Source organism: Streptomyces sp. NPDC104831 (genome assembly GCF_055583025.1).
Window position 1 is genome coordinate 1 of record NZ_JBVJOT010000044.1, and the last position, 21,462, is coordinate 21,462.

Consider the following 21,462-nt stretch of genomic DNA (forward strand, 5'->3'; position numbering starts at 1 on the left):
CTGGAGGGTCCGCGCCCGCCCCCGCAAAGGCGCGCGGGGGCGGGGGTTGCGGCGGGGGGGGGTCTCCGCCTCGTGGGTGAAGGACCCCTGCCCGCCCTGCGTGGACGCGGTGCGCGTCCACGCGCCGGAGGACGCCGAGGTGGTACTGCTCCACGTGAGCGAACCCGAGGTGCCCGTGGTGGCGCACGGGGCCTTCGACGGGCTGCTCGGCCGCGCCCACCGGGCGGGGCACGGGCCGGCCGAGGGCTGGGCACGGGATCCCGGGGACCGGCTGGAGGCGCTGGGCGGCACGTCGGCGTCGGCGCTGCTGGACGCGGCGGCCCGGCGGCTGGGCCGGCCGTGCGTGCGCGAGGAGCGGTCCGGCCGGGCCGAGCGGGAGGTGGTGGCCGCCGCCGAGGGGGCGGGGCTGCTGGTGCTGGCCCGGGACGGGGACCGGTCCCGGCTCGGCCCGAGGAGCCTCGGCCCCGCGGCCCGGTTCACCGTCGACCACGCCCCCTGCCCGGTCCTGCTGGTATGGCCGCGGCCGGCCCCGCCCCTGACCACGCTCCCGCCGCCGCCCCACCACCCGTGACCCACCACCCGTGACCCGCCGGGCCGCGCCCCGCGACACCGGCCCCGCGGCGATCAGTGGCCGCTGACCGCGCGCGGGGTGTACGGCCGGCGGAGTTCCTCGATCTCCTGGTCGGTCAGCCGCAGTTCGACCGCGGCCACCGCGTCCTCCAGGTGCCGCGGCTTGGCCGCGCCCACGATCGGTGCCGTCACGGTGTCCTGGTGCAGCAGCCAGGCGAGGGCCACCTGGGCGCGCGGCACGCCCCGCCCGGCCGCGATCCGGGTGACCGCCTCGACGATCGCGCGGTCGCTCTCCAGGTACAGCCGGCTGCCGAAGTCGTCGGTGGCGCTGCGTCCGGTGACCGTGCCCCAGTCGCGGGTGAGCCGGCCCCGGGCGAGCGGGCTCCACGGCAGCACGCCGACGCCCTGGTCCGCGCACAGGGGCAGCATCTCCCGCTCCTCCTCGCGGTAGAGCAGGTTGTAGTGGTTCTGCATGGACACGAACTTCGTCCAGCCGTGCCGCTCGGCGGTGTACTGCGCCTTGGCGAACTCCCACGCGTACATCGAACTGGCCCCGATGTAGCGGACCTTGCCCGCCTTGACCAGGTCGTGCAGCGCCTCCATCGTCTCCTCGACGGGGGTGGCGTGGTCGTAGCGGTGGATCTGGTAGAGGTCGACGTAGTCGGTGCCGAGGCGGCGCAGGCTGTGGTCGATCTCGGTCATGACGACCTTGCGGGACAGGCCGGCGCCGTTGGGGCCGGGCCGCATCCGGCCGTGCACCTTCGTGGCCAGCACGATCTCGTCGCGCCGGGCGAAGTCCCGCAGCGCCTTGCCGACGATCTCCTCGCTGGTGCCGTCGGAGTAGACGTTGGCGGTGTCGAAGAAATTGACGCCCGCCTCCAGCGCCTGCCGGATCAGCGGACGCGACGCCTCCTCGTCGAGGGTCCACTCGTGCGTACCGCGGTCCGGCACGCCGTACGTCATGCAGCCCAGACAGATCCGCGACACGTCCAGGCCCGTCGAACCGAGCTTCACGTACTGCATCGTTGCTGCTCCTGCCGTCGAGACGATGATCCTCGGCGAGCCTACGACGTGGTCCGGGAGCCGACTTGACGCCGGGAGCGCACGGGCGATTTGATCCTGGGACGTGCCGCGCCGCCCGGCGTGGGCAGGATGGAGCGGACTTGTCCCCCACGGGTGTTCCCCGCGCCCCGAGGTCGCGTACGGCCCTGGGCGCCTTGGCGGCGGCCCTGGCCGTCACGGTGTCGGCGCTGGCCGGCTGCGCGTCCGGCGAGCGGGACGCGGACGGTTCCGGCAGGCCCGCCGCCGTGCGGCTGCCCCCGAGGGGCGCCGGTTTCGACTACCAGATCGGCGGCGCCTACCCCCCGCCCGAGGGCGTGCGCGTGGTCAGCCGCGACCGGTCCGACTCCCCCGCCCGGGGCCTGTACAACATCTGCTACGTCAACGCCTTCCAGGCCCAGCCCGCCGAGCGCTCCTCCTGGCCGGCCGATCTGCTGCTGCGCGACGCGCGCGGCAAGCCGGTCGTCGACGAGGACTGGGACGAGCCGTTGCTGGACATCCGCACCCCGGCCAAGCGGGACCGGGTGGCGAAACGGGTGAACGGCTGGATCGACGACTGCGCGGACAAGGGCTTCGACGCCGTCGAGCCCGACAACTACGACAGTTACACCCGCTCCGACGGACTGCTCGACACGGCCGACGCGACCGCGTTCATGGCCCTGCTGTCCCGGCACGCGCACGCCCGGAACCTGGCCATCGCACAGAAGAACACCGCGGAACTGGCCGGGCAGCGCCGGCGGGCCGGGCTGGACTTCGCGGTGGCGGAGGAGTGCGGTCAGTACGACGAGTGCGGGGTGTACGCCAAGGCGTTCGACGACCGGGTGGTGGACATCGAGTACACCGATCGCGGCCTGGAGGCGGCCCGGGCCCGCTGGGACGGACGGCTCAGCATCGTCCGGCGGGACCGGGACGTGTCCACCCCGGGCAGCGCGGCCTACGTCCGCGCCGTGCGGTAGCGGCGCCGCCACGGCGGTACGGCGCCCGGGTCGCCGTACCGCCGTGCCCGTCAGGCGGTGCGCTCGCGCACGGTGATCGCGCTGACCGGGCAGGCGCGGGCGGCCTCCCGGACCATCGGGTCGTTGACGCCGTCCTCCTGACCGGGCAGCAGGGTGCTGTAGCCGTCGTCGTCCTGGGTGAAGACGCCCGGCGCCGCCAGCGCGCACTGCCCGGCGCCGATGCAGACGTCCTTGTCGATGTCGATGTCGATGTGCATGAGCGAAGCCTCTTACCAGGTCACGGGGAGTTCCAGCATCCCCTGGATCGTGTCGCCCGGTTTGAAGGGAATCTCCTCCGCCGGGGCGGCGAGACGCAGCCCGGGCAGCCGGGTGAAGAGGCTGCCGAGGGCGATCTCCAGTTCCGCGCGGGCCAGGTTCTGGCCCAGGCACTGGTGGATGCCGAAGCCGAACGCCACGTGGTGGCGGTCGGCGCGGTGGAAGTCCAGGCCGTCGGGGTCGTCGAAGACGGCCGTGTCCCGGTTGATGACCGAGGTCGCGAACAGCACGCCGTCGCCGGCCCGGATGGTGGTGCCGTCGATCTCGATGTCCTCCAGCGCGACCCGCTGCAGCCCCTCGGCGATGGACAGCATCCGCAGCAGCTCCTCCACGACGGCGGGCAGCAGCGTGGGATCGGCGCGCAGCTCGGCCAGCCGGTCGGGGTGCCGGAGCAGGGTGTAGGTGCCCAGGGAGATCATGTTGGCGGTCGTCTCGTGCCCCGCGACCAGCAGGATCACGGCGAGCGACACCACGTCCTCCCGCTCCAATTCGCCCTGGAGCAGCCGGTGGTGGACGAGGTCGTCGAGGATGCCCTCGCCGGGCTCGGCCTGCTTGGCCTTGGCGTCGATCAGCTCGCCGAGGTAGCCCTCCAGCCGGTCCCGGGCGTCCGTGGTGTCGGCGCCGGTCGGGCCGCGCAGCAGCCGGCGGGACTGCTCCTCGAAGAACTCGTGGTCGGCGTAGGGCACGCCGAGCAGTTCGCAGATGACCATGGACGGCACGGGCAGCGCGAAGGCGGAGACCAGGTCGGCGGTCGGACCCCGCTCGATCATCGCGTCCAGCAGTCCGTCCACGATCCGCTGGATCCAGGGGCGCTGCGCGGTGGCGCGCTTGACGGTGAACGACGGGATCAGCATCCGGCGCTGCTGCTGGTGCTCGGGGTCGTCCAGCCCGAGCAGGGCCAGTTTGCGGTAGCGGCCGGCCTCGAAGCGGGGCGTGGGCACGGGGAAGCCGTCGCGGCGGCGGTCGGTGGACAGCCGGGGGTCGGCGAGCAGGGCGCGGGCGGTGGCCTGCGCGGTGACCATCCACACCTCGCGGCCGTCGTAGAGGGTGACGCGGGACAGGGGTCGCCCGTCGCGCAGCGGGTCGTATCCGGTGGGGGGGTGGTAGGGACAGGTGCGGTCCTGGGGGAATGCGACGGGTTCGGCCGGGGCAGCCGGGCCGGTGGTGTCCGTCAGTTCCGTCATGGAAAGACCTCGCAGACGAATGAGTGCGTCGTGCCGATCTTCATTAGATGCCCCAGGCATCTATAGGTCGACGGGAAGTTCGGCCACATCGGTGGCCTTCGCGATCTGGCCGAAGTACCCCGCCCCGACGGATGGGAACCGGCCACCGCCCCGGAGATCATGTGAGGTAATGGCCGTACGCGGTACGGATGTTTCCGGCGGCCACGGCTGTTGTCGACCGCGACGATGTTCGTCGGACGGATGAAGGGAAGCGCGAGATCATGCCTCTTGAGGGCGAGTACGAGCCCAGCCCGGAACAGTGGGTACGCGAGCAGGTCGAGCTGTACGAGAGCTCGGGCGGGACGCAGGGCACGACCCTGCTCGACACCGGGCTGCCGGTGATCGTGCTGACCACCCGGGGTGCCAAGAGCGGCAAGCTCCGCAAGACGCCGTTGATGCGGGTGGAGCACGAGGGCCGGTACGCGGTGGTCGCCTCCGTCGGAGGTGCTCCCAAGCACCCGGTCTGGTACTTCAACGTCAAGGCCGACCCGCACGTCGAGTTGCAGGACGGCCCGGTGAAGCGGGACATGCGGGCCCGTGAGGTCACCGGGGCGGAGAAGGCCGAGTGGTGGGAGCGGGCGGTGGCCGCGTTCCCGCCGTACGCCGAGTACCAGGAGAAGACCTCCCGGGAGATCCCCGTCTTCGTGCTGGAACCGTCCGACGGGGACTCCCCCGGCGAGCACTGATTTCCGGCCGGGAACCGCTGCGTTTCAGAAAAATCTGTTTCCGGAACGTGTGAAGCGGTTCGGCGCCGGGCATTCGTCGGTCAGGCCCCGCCGCGTTCCCCCGTCGCGGCGGGGCTTTCCTGTGCCCCGCCCGCCCGCCGGTCGGTGACGTCGAGAAAGATCTGGCCGGCGTCGGGGAACGTCCGGGCGAGGGACCGCTTGATGCGGTCGGCGACCTCCTCCACGCGTTCGCTGTCCAGCCCCGGCACGAGGTCGACGCGGGCCGCGACGAGCGTGGAGTCAAGACCCAGCTTCATGGTGAACAGCGCCTCCACGCTGTCGATCTCCGGCTGGGCCCGCAGCAGCGCCCGGATCCTGCCGCTCAGCTCCGGTTCGGCGGCCTCCCCGATGAGCTGGTCGCGGGCGTCGCGGCCGAGCCGGTAGGCGACGTAGACCAGCAGGACCCCGATCGCCAGCGAGGCGGACGCCTCCCAGACGACCTGCCCGGTCACCATGTGCAGGGCCATGCCGATCAGGGCGAGGGTCACGCCGAGGACCGCGGTGCCGTCCTCGGCGACCACCGTGCGCAGCGCGGGGTCGCGCAGCCCGCCGAGGCCGCCGCCCTGCCGGCGCACCTGGTGCAGGGCCCGCAGCAGCGAGCCGGCCTCGGCGGCCAGCGCCACGCCCAGCACGATCAGGCCCGCCACATAGCCGCTCAGCTCCTCCTCGGCGCCGCCGCGCAGCGCCTCGAAGCCCTGGAAGAAGGAGAAGCAGCCGCCCATGACGAAGATGCCCACGGCGGCGAGCAGGGACCAGAAGAAGCGCTCCTTGCCGTAGCCGAACGGGTGCCGGCTGTCGGCCGGGCGGCGGCTGCGGCGCAGGGCGGCCAGCAGGAAGACCTCGTTGAGGCTGTCGGCGACCGAGTGCGCGGCCTCGGACAGCAGCGCGGGCGAGCCGGCGAGCACCCCGCCGGCCCCCTTCGCGACGGCGATCACCAGATTGGCCGCGAGCGCGACGAGGACGGTGATCCTGGTGGACCGGTCGGCCTCGGCCGCAGGGCCGGCACCGGGGGCGGTGTCGCCGCCGGGGGCCGGGCCGGCGGGCCGGGCGGCGCCGCGGTCCGTGCGCGCGCCGGTGCCGGCGTCGGCGTGGTGGGGTTCCGGGGGGCCGTCGTGGTGCTCGGGGTGACGGGGTCCCGGGTGGCCGCCCGCCCTGTCGCGGCGATCCGGCGGACCGCCGTGGCCGGAGGGGGCCCGTGGCGCGTCCGGCGGGGCGCCGGGGGTCGGGTGGTGGGCGCTGCTCCCGGCCGTACGGGCGGCCGTCTCCCGGTTCGAGGGTGTTCCGCTCACCCTTCGCCGACTGCCCCCGACCGCGCCGCTCACACCGTGCGGGCCGCACGAAACGGGGAACACGGGGCCGGACGGGGAACGCGGGTGCCGGGAGCAACCGGCCGGTGAGGAGGAGACATGGGCGGCCACGGCAACAGCCCCTACGGACACCGGACGTTCACCAGGTCCCGGAGCCACTTCGCCGACCGGATCACCGCCGACGGCCGGGACGGCTGGCCGGTGGCGGCGGACCGCTACCGGCTGGTGGTCTCCCGCGCCTGTCCGTGGGCGAGCCGGGCGGTCATCTCACGCCGGCTGCTGGGGCTGGAGGACGCGCTCTCGCTGGCGGTGGCCGATCCCGTCCAGGACGACCGCAGCTGGCGGTTCACGCTGGACCCGGACGGCCGCGACCCGGTGCTCGGCATCCGGTTCCTGAGCGAGGCCTACGACCGGCGCGAGCCCGGCCACCCGGGCGGGGTCAGCGTGCCCGCGATCGTGGACGTCCCCAGCGGGCGGCTGGTCACCAACGACTACCAGCGCATCACCCTGGACCTGGCCACCGAGTGGACCGCCCTGCACCGCCCCGGCGCGCCGGACCTGTACCCGGCCGCCCGGCGCGAGGAGATCGACCAGGTGATGGCCGAGGTGTACGAGGACGTGAACAACGGGGTGTACCGGGCCGGGTTCGCCACGCACCAGCGGGAGTACGAGGAGGCGTGCGCGGGGGTGTTCCGCCGGCTGGAAACGCTCGGTGAGCGGCTGTCCCGGCAGCGGTATCTGGTCGGCGACACTCTTACGGAAGCGGACATCCGGTTGTTCACCACCCTCGTCCGGTTCGACGCCGTCTACCACGGCCACTTCAAGTGCAACCGCTGGAAGCTGGCGGAGCATCCGGTGCTGTGGGCGTACGCCCGGGACCTGTTCCAGACGCCCGGCTTCGGGGACACGGTCGACTTCGACCACATCAAGCGGCACTACTACCAGGTCCACACCGGCATCAACCCCACCGGGATCGTGCCGCTCGGGCCGGATCTCGGCGGCTGGCTGACCGGACACGACCGGGAGGAACTGGGCGGGCGGCCGTTCGGTGACGGCACGCCGCCGGGACCGGTGCCCCAGGGCGAACGGGTGGCCCCCCGGGGACGGCCCGCATGAGGGGCGTCCGACGAGGAAGGAGTCACACATGGCCAAGAAAGACAAGCACAAGAAGAACAAGCTCCCGCTCGTCTACCAGCCGTTCGGCTTCGCGCTCAGCTGGGCGGGCGGCGCGCTGGCCGGAATGGCGTTCCGCAAGGCGTGGAAGGTGATCCGGCACGAGGACGACGCGCCCGACGCGCTGGACCCGGACCGCGGCTGGGGCGAGATCCTGCTGGCCGCGGCGGTACAGGGGGCGATCTTCGCGGTGGTCCGCAGCGCGGTGGACCGCACCGGTGCGAAGGCCATCGCCCGCTCGACGGGGGTATGGCCGTCGACGGACAAGAACGGCCGTGACTGACCACCGACCGCCGAGCGGGGTCGACCGACACCCGACGCGACACGAGCGGGACTGACCCACGCCCGACGAGATCCGGCCTGGACCGACCGACGCCCGACGCGACACGAGCGGGACCGGCCCACGGCCGGAAAAGAGCCGACCGGGGTCGCCCCGGACCGACTACGGACGGTCCGGGCCACCGGCGGCGGATGGCGGACGGCGGTCGGGAACGGCCGGGCTCGCCCCGGACCGACGACGGACGGTCCGAATCGCCGGCGGCCCGCAACGGACAGTCCGGATCACCGGCAGTCCACGACGGACGGCCCGGGCCACCGGCGGTGAACGGCGGACGGCGGACGGCGGTCGGGAACGGCCGGGCTCGTCGACCGGGGTCGCCCCGGACCGACGACGGACGGTCCGAGCCGTCGGCGGCCCGCAACGGACAGTCCGGATCACCGGCAGTCCACGACGGACGGCCCGGGCCACCGGCGGCGAGCGGCGGACGGCGGTCGGGAACGGCCGGGCCCGGGTCTGACCGGCGAGCGGGCCCGAGCCAGAGCGGCGCGCGTCGGCGGCCGGGCCGGTCCACCCGGCGAGACGGCGGCCGGGCCCGGACCGGCCCGGCCGCCCGGCCGGCCCCGTGACAGGGCTCGGTGCGGGCCGCCCCGCCGCCTCCCCGACCGCGCCCGCCACACGCCGTCGCCAGCCGAACGCACCCGCCCCCACCCGCGCCCCACCCCACCGCTCAGACCGCGTCCAGCCACCGGCCGTCGCGCATCAGGTCGCGGTCGCGCAGTTCGTTCTCCTCCCGCCAGGCCTGGACCCGCTGCGGGATCACCCTGAAGTACAGGTAGGGGGCGGCCAGCCGGCGGGGGTCGAAGCCCGTCTTGCCGGCGAAGACCTCGGCGTCCTCCTCGGGCAGGTCCTCGGGGGTCACCGCCCGCGCGGTGCCTTCGATCAGCACGACGTCCCGCGTGGGCCCGACGCCGAGCCGGGCCCTCCCGGTGGCCGCGAGGTTGCGGCCGGTGGGGCTGTCGGCCGCCGTGGCGATCAGCAGCGAGGTGCCGTCCCAGACGAATGACAGCGGCACGAGATACGGGGCCGCGCCGTCGGGTCCGGCGGTGGCGACCCAGGCGTCGACGTCGTTGTCCAGCCGGTGGAGGGTGTCCTTCTTGCGCCGCGCGGCGGAGCGGGCGGGCGGCGGGGGCGGGGTCATGGCGTACGGCCTCCTCTTTCCGGTGATCGTCTGGTTCAGTGTGGCCGTGCCCGGCGAGAAGACCGCGTCGCGCCACGGCTTCGGCGGCCGGGTCAGTCGCAGCCGAAGCCGTCCTTCACACGGGGCCACGCCTCCACGCCGCCGGGTGTGTGGACGTAGGCGGTCTGCCGGTCGCCGGTCAGCCACAGCCGGCTGCCCCGGTGGTGGTAGCCGGTGTCGCGGGCGTCGGCGGGCATGCGGACGTGCGCCCGGTACGGGGCGCGGAGCAGGTCGTACCCGGCGAGCACGCCGTCGGGGTCGCGGGCGTACGTGCGGCCGTCCAGGGCCAGCAGGCGGGCGGACTGCCAGCCGCAGTGCTCCGGCCCCGTGGTGCTGTGCAGCCTGGACACCGGGACCCTGCGGCCCGCGCGGTCGGTCCAGATCTCCCAGTCCGTGGTGGCCGTGAAGCTCTCGGGGAGTTCGGCCGGGTCGCAGGAGGCGCTGGTCTCCGGGCCCCAGCCGGGCCGCCCCGCCTGGTCCCTGGCCACGACGACGGCCACCTTCGTCCGGCCCGCCACGTCGTAGGAGTACAGCACCCGGTCGGGTTCCCGGCGCTCCACGCGGTAGCCGTGGTCGGGGAGGTCGGGCCGCACCATGTCGAAGTAGAGGCCCAGTCCCTCCTCGGGGGTGGTGCCGCCGTCCGCCCTGCTCCACCCGTCGGGGCCGAGGCCGTCGAAGATCTCCCCGTCGCACTCCAGTGCCCGGCCGGCCGCTCCGGCGGCCAGGCGCAGCGCACGGGGGCCGCTCTCGTCGAGTTCCCTGGTGGGCACGGAGAGCGGGCCGCCGTAGGGGGTGGCCGGCGGCGTTCCCCGGACCACCAGGTCCGGGCGGGGGCCGTCGTCGCAGCCCGCCGCCGCCAGGGCGGTCACCGCCGCCAGCACCACCGCTGTGAGCCCTCTGCGCATTCCCGCCCCTGTTCTCCCGGCCGTCCGTGTGGTTCCGGGTCCTGTGACGCCGGCGGGGGCGGAAACGTTCAGCGGGCGAGCGGACCGTACCGGCGGTACGCCGCAAAGCCGAAGACATATGTCAATCGAACATGCTCAAATTCCCTGCAACGACGGTAACTTGGCGGTCGGAATCGACCGGCGCACGGGTGGGAGGTGGTGCCGAGGTGCGACACGAACCCGTATCCCTCACCCGGCAGTTGGGCGTGTACGCCTACCGCGGGCACACCGTGCTGGAGTTCCGGGGCGAGATCGACCTCGTCGCCGCGGAGGAGATCGGCCCGATCCTCGACCGGGTCACCGGCCGGGCGGGCGTCCGGGCCGTGCTGGACCTGCGGCCGGTGGAGTTCTTCGACTGCTCGGGGCTGCGGCTGCTGTACCGGGCGCGCTCGCGGGTGCTGGAGCGCGGCGGGCAACTGCACCTGGTGTGCACGCACCCGCTGACGCTGCGGGTCATCCGGGCCACCGGCCTGGCCCGCCTGCTGCCCCCGCAGCCGGGCCTGGACGCGGCCCTGGACCGCCCGCCGGCCGGCGGACCGGACCGGACGGCGTGAGGAGGCCGGGCACGGCGGCGCGGTCCCGCCGGGCCGGGCCCGCGGGGCGTCAGGGGCCCGGCACCCCGGGCAGCGCCAGTGCCCCCAGCACGGTCGCGCCCACCAGCAGCCAGGCCACGTAGTCGCCGACGTGCCCGGACTGCAGGCGCCTGAGGGGCGCGGCCCAGCGGGGGGCGGCCGTCCAGGCCGGGCGGGCGACGGCGAGGCCGGCGAGCGCCACGGCCGCCACGGTGGAGGCCACGCCCAGCAGCACGCCGTGCGCGGTCCAGTGCGCGGTCGCGTGCGCCCCGCCCGAGCGGGCCGCGGCGACGGACCGGGCCATCACGGCACCGGAACCGGGCACGGCGCCGACCGCGAGGGCGGCGGCGAGCAGCACGGCGGGCACGGTCGTCATGGTGTCCGGGATCCGGCGGAGCAGACCGCCGGTCTCGGGTTCCTCGTCCGAGCCGCTGGTCTCGTACTCGGCGTCCCCGGGACGCGGCCCGAGGCCGAGGAACACCCGGGCGGTGACCCGCAGCACCGCGCCCGCGGTGATCGCGGAGGCGGCCACGTACACCACGGTGAGCGGGCCGCCGACCGCCTCCTCGGTGATCGCCTTGCCGAGCGCCGTGCCGAACGGCGGCAGGCCGGCCAGGCCGAGGGCGCCGACGGCGAACATCACCGCGGTGGCGCGCAGCGGCCGGCCCCGGCCGTGCAGGGCGTGTTCGTCGACGCTGCCGAACCGGTCCAGCAGGGCGCCCGCGCAGGCGAACAGCGCGGCCTTCACGCCGGCGTGGCCGAGGAGGTAGAGGGCGACGCCGACGTCCCCCTCGGGGGTGAGCACGCCGAGCCCGGCGAGGAACAGGCCGGTGTGGGAGACGGTGGAGTAGGCGAGGAGCCGTTTGATGTGCCGCTGGTACCAGCACATGACGGCGCCGGTCACGGCGGTGAGGGCACCGAGCGTCACCAGGGCGCGGGTCAGGCCGGCGGCCGGGATGCCGCCGGGCCCGGCGAAGACGGTGCCGTACACGCGCCACACGCCGTACGCGCCGAGTTCGACCATGACGCCGGACAGCAGCATGCACACCGGGGTGGGGGCGACGGCGTGCGCGTCGGGGAGCCAGAAGTGCAGGGGCACGGCGGCCGCCTTGACCAGCAGTCCGGTGAGCACCAGCACGAAGGAGGCCAGGACCAGCGCGTCCGGTCCGCCGGGCGCGGCCGTGTCGAGGCCGTGCCCGATCCTCGCCATGGCCAGTTGGCCGGTACGGGCGTACAGCAGGGCGATGCCCATCAGCAGGGCGTAGGCGCCGAGGGAATTGACGACCCCGAAGGTGAGGGCTCCCTGGACGGCCTTGGCCTCGTCGATGCGGTAGCCGGTCAGGGCGTACGCCACCACGCTCATCAGCTCGAAGAACACGAACGCGTTGAACAGGTCGCCGGCGAGGGCGAATCCGCACATGGCGCCCTGGAAGACCAGCATCAGCGCGGTGAAGGCGCCGGTGTGGCCGTGCGGGGGCGCGTCGAAGTAGCGCCAGGAGTAGGCGAGGGCGGCGAGGGTGAGCAGCGAGGCGAGCGTGGCCATGCCGAGGGCCGGGCCGTCGCCGACGACGAGGATGCCGACGCTGTCCTCGCCGGCGGGCGGCCAGGCGCCGACCCATTCGGTCAGCGGCGGGGCCGAGTTCGTCAGCAGGACGAGGGCGAGGGCGGCGGTGCCGCCGCAGACCGCGAAGCCGGTGATCTCGACGGCGATCCGGGGCAGACGGCGGCCGGTGGCCACGAGCAGGGCGGCGCCGAGCAGCGGCAGGGCGACGAGCAGCGGGAGCAGACGGTGCATCAGCCGCGCAGCTCCCGCAGCTCGTCGGGGTCGACCGTGCCGTGCCGTTTGGCGATCTGCAGCACGAGGGCGAGCAGCAGCGCGGTGACGGTGGCGCCCACGACGACGTCGGTGAGGGTGAGGGCCTGCACCACCGGGTCGACCACCGGTCGGGAGCCGGGCCGGATGTCGGAGAAGACGGGCGCGGTGCCGCCGTCGCGGTAGCCGACCGCGAGCAGCAGGACGTAGGTGGCGGACTGGCACACCGCGAGGCAGCCCACGGCGTGGATCAGGTTGCGGCTGGTGGCGAGGCCGTAGCAGCCGGTCAGGAAGAGGTAGACGGCCACCAGGTAGGGCAGGGTGTTCACGGTGCGCGCCTCCCGGGTCCTTCCGCGGTGTTCACCTGCCGTGCTCCTCCTCGATCTCGACGGCCTGGTCGAGGAAGTGGGCGAGCAGGACGACGGCCGCGCTCGCCACCTCCACGCCGATGGCCGCGTTCAGCAACGGGACGGCGCCACCGGAGGACAGCGTGTTGAACGTGCCGTACGGCAGCAGGGTGTTGGCCAGGAAGGCGGTGCCGGCCAGGACCGGGGCGAGGCCCAGGAGGAGGTAGGCGCAGACGGCGAGCGCGTCGGTGGTCTCGTGGACGCCGAGCGGGCGGACGCGTTCCAGCGCGCCGTAGTCGGCACCGAGGTAGAGCAGGTGCAGGGCGGTGGCGGCGACGACCCCGCCCTGGAAGCCGCCGCCGGGGCTGAGCTGGCCATGGGCGATGACGTAGAGGCCGGTGACCAGGGCGACGGGCAGCACGAGCAGGGCGTAGCGGCGGACCGGGCGGGCCACCTCGGCGGGTTCGGGCGGGGCCCTGCGCTCGTCGCGGGCCTGGCGCAGCAGCACCACGCAGCCGAGGACGGCGGCGAACAGGATGCTCATCTCGCCGAGGGTGTCGTAGGCGCGCTGGTCGAAGTTGACGGAGGCGACGGTGTTGGCGGTGTGCCGCAGGAGGGAGGCGTGCACGGCCCGGTCGCCGTAGGGGTGGCGTTCGCCGCCGAAGCGGGGCAGGTCGAGGCAGGCGGCGACGAGCAGGGCGGCGAGGCCGGCGCCGCCCGCGGCCAGCAGCCACAGCCGCAGCCGGTTCACTCGGTGTCCTCGTCCGCGCGGCCCCGCCGTCTGACCTTGCGCACCGACAGCATGATCAGCAGCGGGGTGAGGGCCGAGCCGACGGCGAGCTGGGACAGGGCGACGTCCGGGGCCTGGAGCACGGTGAACAGCGCCGCCAGCAGCACCCCCATGAAGGACAGCACCAGGGCCTGGCGGGCGGGGTCGCGCTGGGCCACGGCCGCGGTGGCGGAGGCGGCGACGAGCAGCAGGACGACGACGAGCAGCGCGTCAGCCACCCCGCACCCCCCTGAATCCGCCGGCGGCCAGGGCGCGCGAGGCGATGACGTTGCCGCCGGTCAGCAGGGCGCCGGTCACCAGCAGCTTCACCAGGGCGCGGCCCGGTCCGGCGGCCACGCCGAGCGCGATCACGACGGCCGCGCCGACCGCCGCCGCCGTCCAGGTCAGCGCACGGGCGCCCGGGCGCTCTTCGGCCGGGTCGTCGCAGAGCAGCCGGGCGAACACCAGGGTGCCGACCGGTCCCAGCAGGGCGAGCAGCAGGGCGAGGTCGACGTAGGCGGGGCGGCCGTAGCCCTGGGCGAGGAGCAGCAGGGCCGGGCACACGGCGGAGGTGGTCAGGTTCTGCGCGATCACCCGGCGGACCGGCGGGCCGGTGGTCACGCCCCAGAGCGTGGCCGCCCCTCCCCCGCCCAGCAGGGCGGCCGCCGCGAGGTTCCAGCCGTTCACCGCCACCCCACCGCCCGCCGGCCGGCCCGGGCGAGCACCGCGCCCACGGCGGCGCAGCTCGCGCCGACGACGCGTTCCAGGGTGTCGACGGTCGTGATCAGCACCAGCCACAGCAGGGCCAGCGCCGCCCACCAGGCGAGGAGTTCACCGGCGGCCACGAGGACCGCGCGGGGGGCGGTACGGCGGTTCACGCGGCACCTCCTCGGTCCGTCGCGCGGGAAGTCGCGGCGATGTGTCCGCGATGGCCGCTGGGGGCATCCAAGCACCGCCGGGCCCGCGCGGGAGCGACGGCACGCGGGTCGGCACCCGGAGCGCCCCGGAGGTGGGAACGGAAAGCCGGGGCAACCGGTGTGCGGTGCGGGGAAGTTGCCGCCGGGCGGGTGTCGGGGCCCGTACCGGCGGGCGCGGCAACCGGTCCGTACCAGAGTATTGACGCCCTCTTATCTCACTCCTTAAATCAAGGGGCGCATTCTTGCCGCGCGACGACCCCCACGAGAACGGAGAGCCATGGCCTCCCCACGCCTGCTCCGCAGATGTCTGCTCGCCGCCCTGTCCGCCGTGCTGATCGGCTCGGCCGCCGTCGGTCCGGCACGGGCCGACGGCGCCGCCCCGGCGGCCGCGGCCGTCACCACCTTCTCCGACACCTTCGACGGGCCCGCGGGCGCGGCGGTCGACGGGTCGAAGTGGACGCTGGAGACCGGCGACAACGTCAACAACCACGAACGGCAGTACTACACCTCGGGGACGAAGAACGCGGCCCTGGACGGCCAGGGCCACCTGGTGATCACGGCCCGCAAGGAGAACCCGGCCGGCTACCAGTGCTGGTACGGCAGTTGCCAGTACACCTCGGCCCGGCTGAACACCGCCGGGAAGTTCACCGCCCAGTACGGCCACGTCGAGGCGCGCATGAAGATCCCGCGCGGGCAGGGCATGTGGCCGGCGTTCTGGATGCTCGGCACCCCCGTCAACTGGCCGGACTCGGGCGAGATCGACGTGATGGAGAACGTCGGTTTCGAACCGTCGGCCGTGCACGGCACCATCCACGGCCCCGGTTACTCCGGCTCGGGCGGCATAGGCGCGGGCTACACCCTGCCGAACGGGCAGGCCTTCGCGGACGCCTTCCACACCTTCGCCGTCGACTGGGCGCCCGACTCGATCACCTGGTCGGTGGACGGCAACGTCTACCAGCGCCGCACCCCCGCCGATCTGGGCGGCAGGACGTGGGTGTTCAACAAGCCGTTCTTCCTGATCCTGAACCTGGCGGTCGGCGGCTACTGGCCCGGCGACCCGGACGGTTCGACGCAGTTCCCGCAGACGCTGGTGGTGGACTCGGTGTCGGTGACGACCGGCGGCGGCGCCGCCGGGGCGCCGATCCGGGGCCTGGCGGGCAAGTGCGTGGACGTGGCCGGCGCGAACCCCGCGAACGGCACCCCGGTCCAGCTCTACGATTGCAACGGGACGAACGCACAGGCGTGGACCGTCGGCTCGGACGGCACGCTGCGGGCGCTCGGCAAGTGCCTGGACGTCAGCGGCGGCGGCACCGCCGACGGCACCCCCGTCCAGCTGTGGGACTGCAACGGCAGCCCCGCCCAGCAATGGGCCCTCCCGGCGGCCCGCGACATCGTCAACCCCCAGGCGAACAAGTGCCTCGACGTCGCCGGCAACAACTCGGCCAACGGGACGCGGCTGCAGATCTGGACCTGCACGGGCGGCGCCAACCAGAAGTGGACGGTCGGCTGAGCGGTCCGCTCAGCGCGGCCGCCAGGTGTACTTGTCCCCGCCCACGAACCGGATCACGTCCGGATCGTCCAGATCGTGAATGGTGATGCCGTAGGAGGCCGCCGCCTCCAGGACCTCGGTGACGTTCCGGGCCTCACCGACCACCTGACCGTCGATCTCCATGATCCGGAACGGCGGCTCGCCCGGCTTGCCCGGGCACACGCCGAGGACCAGGATCCGCGGGCGGGATATGTGGGGAGCTGCTTGTTCGGTCATGTAATAGAGCCTAGAACGCCCGGCTCGCCGGCGGGCGGTCCAGCGGGGCGGCCGGTCCCGGGCGCACGGGGACCGGCCGCCCCGGCCCGTGGTTCAGGGGCGGCGCCAGTCGTCGCCGGTCAGATGGGACCCGGCCTGCGGGCCCATGCGCAGCATGCCGCCGTCCACGCTCCAGGAGGCGCCGGTGACGTACGAGGCGTCGGGGCCCGCCAGGAACGCGATCACGGCGGCGACCTCGCGTGCGTCGCCGGGGCGGCCGAGCGGCACGCCGGGGCGGCGCACGGTGTGCACGTCGATGTCCTCCTGGCCGGTCATCGGGGTGGCGATCTCACCGGGCGCGACCGCGTTCACCGTGATGCCGTACTCGGCCAGCTCCAGGGCCATCACCTGGGTGAGCAGGCCGAGGCCGCCCTTGGCCGCGCAGTAGGGGGCCGCGCCGACCCGGGGCTGGTGCTCGTGCACCGAGGTGACGTTGACGATCCGGCCGCCCTCGCCCTGCTCGATCATCCGGCGGGCGGCCCGCTGGCCGAGCAGGAAGGGGCCGACGAGGTCGACGTCCAGGACCCGGCGCACGTCCGCCAGGGTGAGATCGAGGTAGGGCGTCATGGTGCCCGTGCCGGCGTTGTTGACCAGGACGTCGAGCCGCCCCAGTTCCCCGGCCAGCTCGTCCACGGTGTCGGCGGCCTCGGGCAGCCGGGTCAGGTCCAGCCGGGTCACGACGGCGCGGCGGCCGTGCGCGCGGACCCGTTCGGCCGTCTCCTCGGCGCCCTTGTCGTCGGTGTGCCAGGTGATCCCGACGTCCAGGCCCGCCTCGGCCAGGCGTACGGCGGTGGCGCGGCCGATGCCGGAGTCCGCGCCGGTGACGATCGCTGCGCTGGGCATGACCAGCCTCCTGCTTCCGTGAGCGTGGGGTTCCCGCACTACCCGGGGGCGGGGCGGGCAAACGGATCGCGCCACCGGGGCGGGGGCGCGTGGTGGTGCGCGGCGGGTCCGGTGGTTCCGCGCGCCCCGGTGGGGCGCCCGGTGTGAACCTGGGGGCATGGAACCCGTCGCCGCTCTCGACCGGATCGCCTTCCTGCTGGAGCGGGCGCTCGCGCCCGCCTACCGGGTACGGGCCTTCCGTACCGCCGCGCGGACGCTGGCCGCACTGCCCGGGGACGAGGTGGCCGGGCGGGCCGCCACCGGGACGCTGGAGTCGCTGAAGGGGATCGGGCCGAAGACCGCGCAGGTGGTGCGGGAGGCGCTGGCCGGGGAGGTGCCCGGGTACCTGCGCCGGCTGGAGGAGGAGGCCGGGGCGCCGCCGGAGGGCCCCGGGGCCGGGCTGCGGGCGCTGGTCCGCGGGGACTGTCACACCCATTCGGACTGGTCCGACGGGGGCAGCCCGATCGAGGAGATGGGGCGGACGGCGGCCGCGCTGGGGCACGCGTGGGTGGCGCTGACCGACCACTCGCCCCGGCTGACCGTGGCCCGGGGCCTGTCGGCCGAACGGCTGCGGGAGCAGCTGGCCGTGGTGGCGGAGCTGAACGCCCGCTGGGCGCCGTTCAGGCTGCTCACCGGCATCGAGTGCGACATCCTGGAGGACGGCTCGCTGGACCAGGAGCCGGAGCTGCTCCGGCTCCTGGACGTGGTCGTGGTGTCGGTGCACTCCAAGCTGCGGATGGACGCCCGGTCCATGACCCGGCGCATGGTGGCCGCCGTGCGCGATCCGCACGCCGATGTCCTCGGGCACTGCACCGGGCGCCTGGTGACCGGCCGGGGCCGGCCGGAGTCGCAGTTCGACGCGGACGAGGTGTTCGCCGCGTGCGCCGAGTCGGGGACGGCCGTGGAGATCAACAGCCGCCCGGAGCGACTGGACCCGCCGCGGCGGCTGCTGCGCCGGGCGGTCGAGGCGGGTGTGCTGTTCGCCGTCGACACCGACGCGCACGCGCCGGGCCAGCTGGACTGGCAGATCCTCGGCTGTGCCCGGGCCGAGGAGTGCGGGGTGCCGCCCGAGCGGGTGGTGACCACCTGGCCGGCCGAGGACCTGCTGGCCTGGACCCGTGAGGGCCGCCTCCCGGACCGGGTGGCGGGTTCCTGATCCGCCCGGCGTGGTACCCGTCCCCCAGCGAGCACCGGAAAGGAACCCCGCATGGAACGAGCCGCCGTCTTCGACGTGGACGGAACCCTCGTCGACACCAATCATCTGCATGTCGTCACCTGGTGGGAGGCGTTCCGCCAGGCGGGACACGAGGTGCCCATGCACGCCGTGCACCGGGCCGTCGGCCTGGGCTCCTCGGACCTGATCGCCCACCTGCTCGGCGACGGCCGCGACCGGGAGCGGGACGACGAGCTGAGCGCCGCGCACACGGCGCTGTACGGCCAGTACTTCGACCGGCTGCCCGCCCTGCCGGGCGCCGGGGACCTGCTGCGGCGGCTGCACCGGGACGGCTGGGCGGTGGTCCTCGCCACCTCGGCGAGCGGCGCGGAGCTGGGCGCGCTGCGCCGGGCGATCGACGCGGACGACGCCATCAAGGCGACGGCCAGCTCCGACGACGTCCAGGAGGGCAAGCCGGCCCCCGAGCCGGTGGAGCACGCCCTGGAGCTGGCCGGGGTCCCGGCCTCGCGGGCGGTGTTCGTCGGGGACACGGTGTGGGACATGCGGGCGGGCAGCAAGGCGGGGGTGCGCTGCGTCGGGGTCCTGTGCGGCGGGATTCCCCGGGCGGACCTGGAGGAGGCCGGGGCGGAGGCGGTGTACGCCGACCCGGCGGACCTGCTGGCGCGGCTGACGGGGAGCGCGCTGGGGTGAGCGGCGGCACCCCCGCGGACCGGTGACGCGGGTCACGCGGGGCGACGGAACACCGTGGGGCTGCCGCCCGTTGAACAGGCCGTGGGTGCGGACGGGACAGTGTCCCCGGGCCTCACCATTCGCCCACAGGGAAGATCGTTCGGCTGAAGCCCTGTGGAGCCCCTCGCCGCGAGGCGACCGCCGTCCGCGCCCACCACCGACCGCCCCGGCCGTGAAACCCCCGTCACGGCCGGGGCTTTCGCGTATCCGCTCCCTCGGCGCGCGTGCCCGGCCGGCGCGGGTCAGCCCGCGGAGCCGGGGCCGGGCGGGAGGTGAACGGTCATGACCAGGTGGCAGGTCCCGGTGCCCGCGCCGCGGTAGGTGTGGGGGGCGTCGCCGTCGAAGGCGGCGGTCTCGCCGGCCGCCACGGGGTGCTCGGCGCCGTCCACGACCAGCGTCATCCGCCCGGAGGTGACACTGACGGTCTCCACGACACCGGCCTGGTGGGGGTGGCTCGGGTACTCCTCGCCCGGTTCCAGCGTCCAGCGCCAGACCTCGACCGGGGCCGGCCCGGGGGTGGTCAGCATGAGCCGGGCCTCGCCGCCCTGCGGCCCGGTCCACAGCGGGGCCAGGTCACCGGCGGCCACGACGCGTACGCGCCCTTCGGTCCGGCCCTCCAGCAGGGCGGAGACGGAGACGCCGAGGGTGTCGGCCAGCCGCACCAGGGTGGCGAAGTTCGGGTTCCCCTGGGCCTTCTCCAGCGCGACCAGGGCCCCCTTGCTCACCTGGGCCCGCCGGCCGAGTTCGTCCAGCGACAGGCCGGCGCGGGTGCGGGCCGCCCGGACGTTGCGCGCGAGGGTCCGTAGTGCCGCCTCGGTCTCTGCCATCCGATCACATCCTCAATGGGCCACTGCACTGCACCGATCGGTCGTTCGATTGACACGCCCCGGTCGGTACGTTGTACGGTTCAGTCGTTCCATTGATAGTAAGGGATCATCTCGTGCTCGCTCCGCCGCCGACCCTGGGCAGCTCCCTCGCCCACGGACGCGCCGGCTTCCCCGGCGGCCCCGGCGCCCGCAGGGCCCATGTCCCGCGCACCGTCCCGGTCGCCGCCCCGGCCTCACCCGACCCGCACCCCCTCACCCCCGCAGGAAGCACCGCATGTTCATCCAGCCCTGGGACGCCTGCCTGGACGACGCCGAATGGCGGACCTGGATCGCCGAGGGCCACGACTTCGGCCAGCTCGCCGTCAACGGCGCACCGGGCGGGCCGCCCGTCGTCGTCCCCACCCACTTCGCCCCCGAAGAGGACCGCCTGCTGATCCACCTGGCCCGCCCCAACCCGGTCTGGCAGGCGATCGAGCGGGACCCGGACGTCGTCTTCACCGTCATCGGCGACTACGCCTTCGTCCCCGGCCCCTGGCGCGCCAAGCCGGGCACCCCGCCCACGGAGGGCGTCCCCACCAGCTACTACGCGGCCGTCCAGTTCACCTGCCGCGCCCACATCGTCGACGATCCCGAGGCCAAGGCCGACCTGCTGCGCCGCCAGCTGGCACACTTCCAGCCCGACGGCGACCACGCCCCCGTCGCCCCCGGGCGGCCCCCCTACGGCCGGATGCTCCCCGGCATCCGGGGCCTGCGCCTGGACGTGCTCGACGTGCGGGCCAAGTTCAAGTACGACGACCACAAGGACGTCGGGCACCGCGCCGCCGTGGCCGACCGCCTCACGCGGCGCGGGCAGGGCCTCGACCTGCCCACCGCCCGCCGGCAACTGCGCCGGCTGGGCCGCGTCGGCCCCTGGACCCCCTGACCCCGCCACTGGCACCGGCACCGGCACCGGCACCCGCCCGCAACGACAGGACCCCGCCATGACCGCCTTCCGCATCAGCCCCGCCGTCGCCGACGCGTTCCCCGACACGCTCATCGCCCTGGTCACCGCGACCGGACTGCGCGGCCGCGAGCCCTGGCCCGCCACCGACACCGCCCTGGCGGACCTGGAGGGGCGACTCGCCGCGGGCACCTGGCAGCCGGCCGACGAGAGCGACCCGCGCATCGAGGCGTGGCACGCCGCCTACCGCTCCTTCGGCACCAATCCCCGCCGCGTCCGCCCCAGCGTGGACGCCCTCGGCCGCCGCATGGCCAAGAAGGGCGGCCTGCCGCGCATCAACCCGGCCGTCGACTCCTACAACGCCGTCTCCGTCCGCCACGGCCTGCCCGCCGGCGCCTTCGACCTCGACCACGTCACCGGCGACGTCGACATCCGGCCCGCCGACGGCAGCGAGGAGTTCACCCCGCTCGGCGAGCCCGGCACGGTGGAGAACCCCAAGCCCGGCGAGATCGTCTACGCCGACGCCACGGGCGTCCTCACCCGCCACTGGAACCACCGCGACGCCCACCGCACCCGCGTCACCGAGGACTCCGCACGCGTCGCCTTCGTCCTGGAGACCCTGCACGCCGCCCGGGACGGCCACCTCCTCAAGACGGCGGCGGAGGAACTGCGGACCCTGCTCCTCCCCCACACCGGACACGTCACGGTCCACTGCCTCGGCGCCGCGCGTCCGCACATCGCCCTCGCCCCGTGAGGCGGTAGCCCGGCCCCGTCGAACGCCCCGGCCGGCCCCGCCGAACGGGCATCCGCGGCAGGCGGCCTTCCCCTTTCGGGTCTTGTCGCGCCGCGGTCCCGCGCACTGCCGCCACGGTGCCCGCGGCGACCCTATGCTTCTACAT

General features: G+C 74.5%; 26 protein-coding genes. 11 read left to right on the forward strand and 15 right to left on the reverse strand.

The annotated features are described in order from the left end of the window. The first annotated feature begins 76 nt into the window (after positions 1-76). The gene (locus ACZ63H_RS26960) at positions 77-571 is read left to right on the forward strand and encodes a universal stress protein (protein ID WP_469869259.1); all 495 of its coding nucleotides are present in this window, start codon (positions 77-79) and stop codon (positions 569-571) included. Positions 572-624: 53 nt separating this feature from the next. On the opposite strand, the gene ACZ63H_RS26965 is transcribed toward ACZ63H_RS26960, so the two are convergent. Next, positions 625-1,593 (reverse strand): aldo/keto reductase, encoded by a 969-nt coding sequence (locus ACZ63H_RS26965; protein ID WP_469869261.1) that lies wholly within the window; start codon positions 1,591-1,593, stop codon positions 625-627. A 140-nt stretch (positions 1,594-1,733) separates the two neighbouring features. Between ACZ63H_RS26965 and ACZ63H_RS26970 the strand changes: the two genes are divergently transcribed. Continuing rightward, positions 1,734-2,585, forward strand: coding sequence for an endo alpha-1,4 polygalactosaminidase (locus ACZ63H_RS26970; protein ID WP_469869263.1), 852 nt, complete (start codon positions 1,734-1,736; stop codon positions 2,583-2,585). A gap of 50 nt (positions 2,586-2,635) precedes the next feature. Here ACZ63H_RS26970 and ACZ63H_RS26975 read toward each other — a convergent pair whose 3' ends face one another. Together ACZ63H_RS26975 and ACZ63H_RS26980 are read right to left on the reverse strand one after the other, a co-directional pair. Further along, positions 2,636-2,836, reverse strand: coding sequence for a ferredoxin (locus ACZ63H_RS26975; protein ID WP_467932412.1), 201 nt, complete (start codon positions 2,834-2,836; stop codon positions 2,636-2,638). A gap of 18 nt (positions 2,837-2,854) precedes the next feature. Beyond that, positions 2,855-4,084, reverse strand: coding sequence for a cytochrome P450 (locus ACZ63H_RS26980; RefSeq protein ID WP_469869265.1), 1,230 nt, complete (start codon positions 4,082-4,084; stop codon positions 2,855-2,857). Positions 4,085-4,344: 260 nt separating this feature from the next. On the opposite strand from ACZ63H_RS26980, the gene ACZ63H_RS26985 reads away from it, so the two are divergent. After that, complete coding sequence (locus tag ACZ63H_RS26985) at positions 4,345-4,809, forward strand: nitroreductase family deazaflavin-dependent oxidoreductase (protein WP_469869267.1); 465 nt, start codon at positions 4,345-4,347, stop codon at positions 4,807-4,809. A gap of 80 nt (positions 4,810-4,889) precedes the next feature. Here ACZ63H_RS26985 and ACZ63H_RS26990 read toward each other — a convergent pair whose 3' ends face one another. After that, entirely contained in the window at positions 4,890-6,137 is a 1,248-nt protein-coding gene (locus ACZ63H_RS26990) for a cation diffusion facilitator family transporter (protein ID WP_469869269.1), read from the reverse strand. Between the two features lie 117 nt (positions 6,138-6,254). Here ACZ63H_RS26990 and ACZ63H_RS26995 point away from each other — a divergent pair, with 117 nt between their 5' ends. Continuing rightward, positions 6,255-7,271 (forward strand): glutathione S-transferase family protein, encoded by a 1,017-nt coding sequence (locus tag ACZ63H_RS26995; protein ID WP_469869271.1) that lies wholly within the window; start codon positions 6,255-6,257, stop codon positions 7,269-7,271. A 28-nt stretch (positions 7,272-7,299) separates the two neighbouring features. Then, positions 7,300-7,611 (forward strand): DUF4235 domain-containing protein, encoded by a 312-nt coding sequence (locus ACZ63H_RS27000; RefSeq protein WP_469869273.1) that lies wholly within the window; start codon positions 7,300-7,302, stop codon positions 7,609-7,611. A gap of 724 nt (positions 7,612-8,335) precedes the next feature. Here ACZ63H_RS27000 and ACZ63H_RS27005 read toward each other — a convergent pair. Continuing rightward, positions 8,336-8,806: a pyridoxamine 5'-phosphate oxidase family protein gene (locus ACZ63H_RS27005; RefSeq protein ID WP_469869275.1), complete on the reverse strand. Its 471-nt coding sequence runs from the start codon at positions 8,804-8,806 to the stop codon at positions 8,336-8,338. Between the two features lie 92 nt (positions 8,807-8,898). Continuing rightward, positions 8,899-9,750, reverse strand: coding sequence for a hypothetical protein (locus tag ACZ63H_RS27010; RefSeq protein WP_469869277.1), 852 nt, complete (start codon positions 9,748-9,750; stop codon positions 8,899-8,901). A gap of 206 nt (positions 9,751-9,956) precedes the next feature. Between ACZ63H_RS27010 and ACZ63H_RS27015 the strand changes: the two genes are divergently transcribed. Next, entirely contained in the window at positions 9,957-10,343 is a 387-nt protein-coding gene (locus ACZ63H_RS27015; RefSeq protein WP_469869279.1) for an anti-sigma factor antagonist, read from the forward strand. Positions 10,344-10,392: 49 nt separating this feature from the next. Here the strand turns inward: ACZ63H_RS27015 and ACZ63H_RS27020 are convergent, their stop codons facing one another. Genes ACZ63H_RS27020 through ACZ63H_RS27045 form a run of 6 tightly spaced genes read right to left on the reverse strand, consistent with a single transcriptional unit; the run spans position 10,393 to position 14,168 of the window. After that, positions 10,393-12,156 carry a complex I subunit 5 family protein gene (locus tag ACZ63H_RS27020; RefSeq protein ID WP_469869281.1) on the reverse strand — a complete coding sequence of 588 codons (1,764 nt, stop codon included), beginning with the start codon at positions 12,154-12,156 and terminating at the stop codon, positions 10,393-10,395. After that, positions 12,156-12,503, reverse strand: coding sequence for a sodium:proton antiporter (locus ACZ63H_RS27025; protein ID WP_469869283.1), 348 nt, complete (start codon positions 12,501-12,503; stop codon positions 12,156-12,158). The genes ACZ63H_RS27020 and ACZ63H_RS27025 overlap by 1 nt, the downstream gene beginning before the upstream one ends. 31 nt (positions 12,504-12,534) lie before the next feature. After that, positions 12,535-13,272, reverse strand: a complete 738-nt coding sequence (locus ACZ63H_RS27030; protein ID WP_469869285.1) for an MnhB domain-containing protein — start codon at positions 13,270-13,272, stop codon at positions 12,535-12,537. Continuing rightward, positions 13,269-13,529, reverse strand: a complete 261-nt coding sequence (locus tag ACZ63H_RS27035) for a Na(+)/H(+) antiporter subunit B (RefSeq protein WP_469869287.1) — start codon at positions 13,527-13,529, stop codon at positions 13,269-13,271. Before ACZ63H_RS27035 ends, ACZ63H_RS27030 begins: the two co-directional genes overlap by 4 nt. Beyond that, positions 13,522-13,977: an MrpF/PhaF family protein gene (locus ACZ63H_RS27040; protein ID WP_469869289.1), complete on the reverse strand. Its 456-nt coding sequence runs from the start codon at positions 13,975-13,977 to the stop codon at positions 13,522-13,524. Before ACZ63H_RS27040 ends, ACZ63H_RS27035 begins: the two co-directional genes overlap by 8 nt. Then, positions 13,974-14,168: a hypothetical protein gene (locus ACZ63H_RS27045; RefSeq protein WP_469869291.1), complete on the reverse strand. Its 195-nt coding sequence runs from the start codon at positions 14,166-14,168 to the stop codon at positions 13,974-13,976. Before ACZ63H_RS27045 ends, ACZ63H_RS27040 begins: the two co-directional genes overlap by 4 nt. 316 nt (positions 14,169-14,484) lie before the next feature. On the opposite strand from ACZ63H_RS27045, the gene ACZ63H_RS27050 reads away from it, so the two are divergent. Next, positions 14,485-15,717 carry a ricin-type beta-trefoil lectin domain protein gene (locus ACZ63H_RS27050; RefSeq protein WP_469869293.1) on the forward strand — a complete coding sequence of 411 codons (1,233 nt, stop codon included), beginning with the start codon at positions 14,485-14,487 and terminating at the stop codon, positions 15,715-15,717. A gap of 9 nt (positions 15,718-15,726) precedes the next feature. On the opposite strand, the gene ACZ63H_RS27055 is transcribed toward ACZ63H_RS27050, so the two are convergent. Both ACZ63H_RS27055 and ACZ63H_RS27060 read right to left on the reverse strand, forming a co-directional pair. Continuing rightward, positions 15,727-15,972, reverse strand: coding sequence for a hypothetical protein (locus ACZ63H_RS27055; protein ID WP_469869295.1), 246 nt, complete (start codon positions 15,970-15,972; stop codon positions 15,727-15,729). Positions 15,973-16,065: 93 nt separating this feature from the next. Further along, positions 16,066-16,854: an SDR family oxidoreductase gene (locus ACZ63H_RS27060; RefSeq protein ID WP_469869297.1), complete on the reverse strand. Its 789-nt coding sequence runs from the start codon at positions 16,852-16,854 to the stop codon at positions 16,066-16,068. A gap of 157 nt (positions 16,855-17,011) precedes the next feature. Here ACZ63H_RS27060 and ACZ63H_RS27065 point away from each other — a divergent pair, with 157 nt between their 5' ends. Both ACZ63H_RS27065 and ACZ63H_RS27070 read left to right on the forward strand, forming a co-directional pair. Beyond that, a complete protein-coding gene (locus tag ACZ63H_RS27065; protein WP_469869299.1) occupies positions 17,012-18,049 on the forward strand; it encodes a PHP domain-containing protein in 1,038 nt (345 codons plus the stop codon). Positions 18,050-18,100: 51 nt separating this feature from the next. Beyond that, positions 18,101-18,757: an HAD family hydrolase gene (locus ACZ63H_RS27070; protein ID WP_469869301.1), complete on the forward strand. Its 657-nt coding sequence runs from the start codon at positions 18,101-18,103 to the stop codon at positions 18,755-18,757. A 281-nt stretch (positions 18,758-19,038) separates the two neighbouring features. Here ACZ63H_RS27070 and ACZ63H_RS27075 read toward each other — a convergent pair whose 3' ends face one another. Further along, on the reverse strand, positions 19,039-19,623 hold the full coding sequence (locus ACZ63H_RS27075) for a helix-turn-helix domain-containing protein (protein ID WP_469869303.1): 585 nt from the start codon (positions 19,621-19,623) through the stop codon (positions 19,039-19,041). Positions 19,624-19,897: 274 nt separating this feature from the next. Here ACZ63H_RS27075 and ACZ63H_RS27080 point away from each other — a divergent pair, with 274 nt between their 5' ends. Together ACZ63H_RS27080 and ACZ63H_RS27085 are read left to right on the forward strand one after the other, a co-directional pair. Further along, positions 19,898-20,545, forward strand: coding sequence for an FMN-binding negative transcriptional regulator (locus ACZ63H_RS27080; protein WP_469869305.1), 648 nt, complete (start codon positions 19,898-19,900; stop codon positions 20,543-20,545). Positions 20,546-20,603: 58 nt separating this feature from the next. Next, complete coding sequence (locus tag ACZ63H_RS27085; protein ID WP_469869307.1) at positions 20,604-21,317, forward strand: B3/B4 domain-containing protein; 714 nt, start codon at positions 20,604-20,606, stop codon at positions 21,315-21,317. Positions 21,318-21,462: the final 145 nt, after the last annotated feature.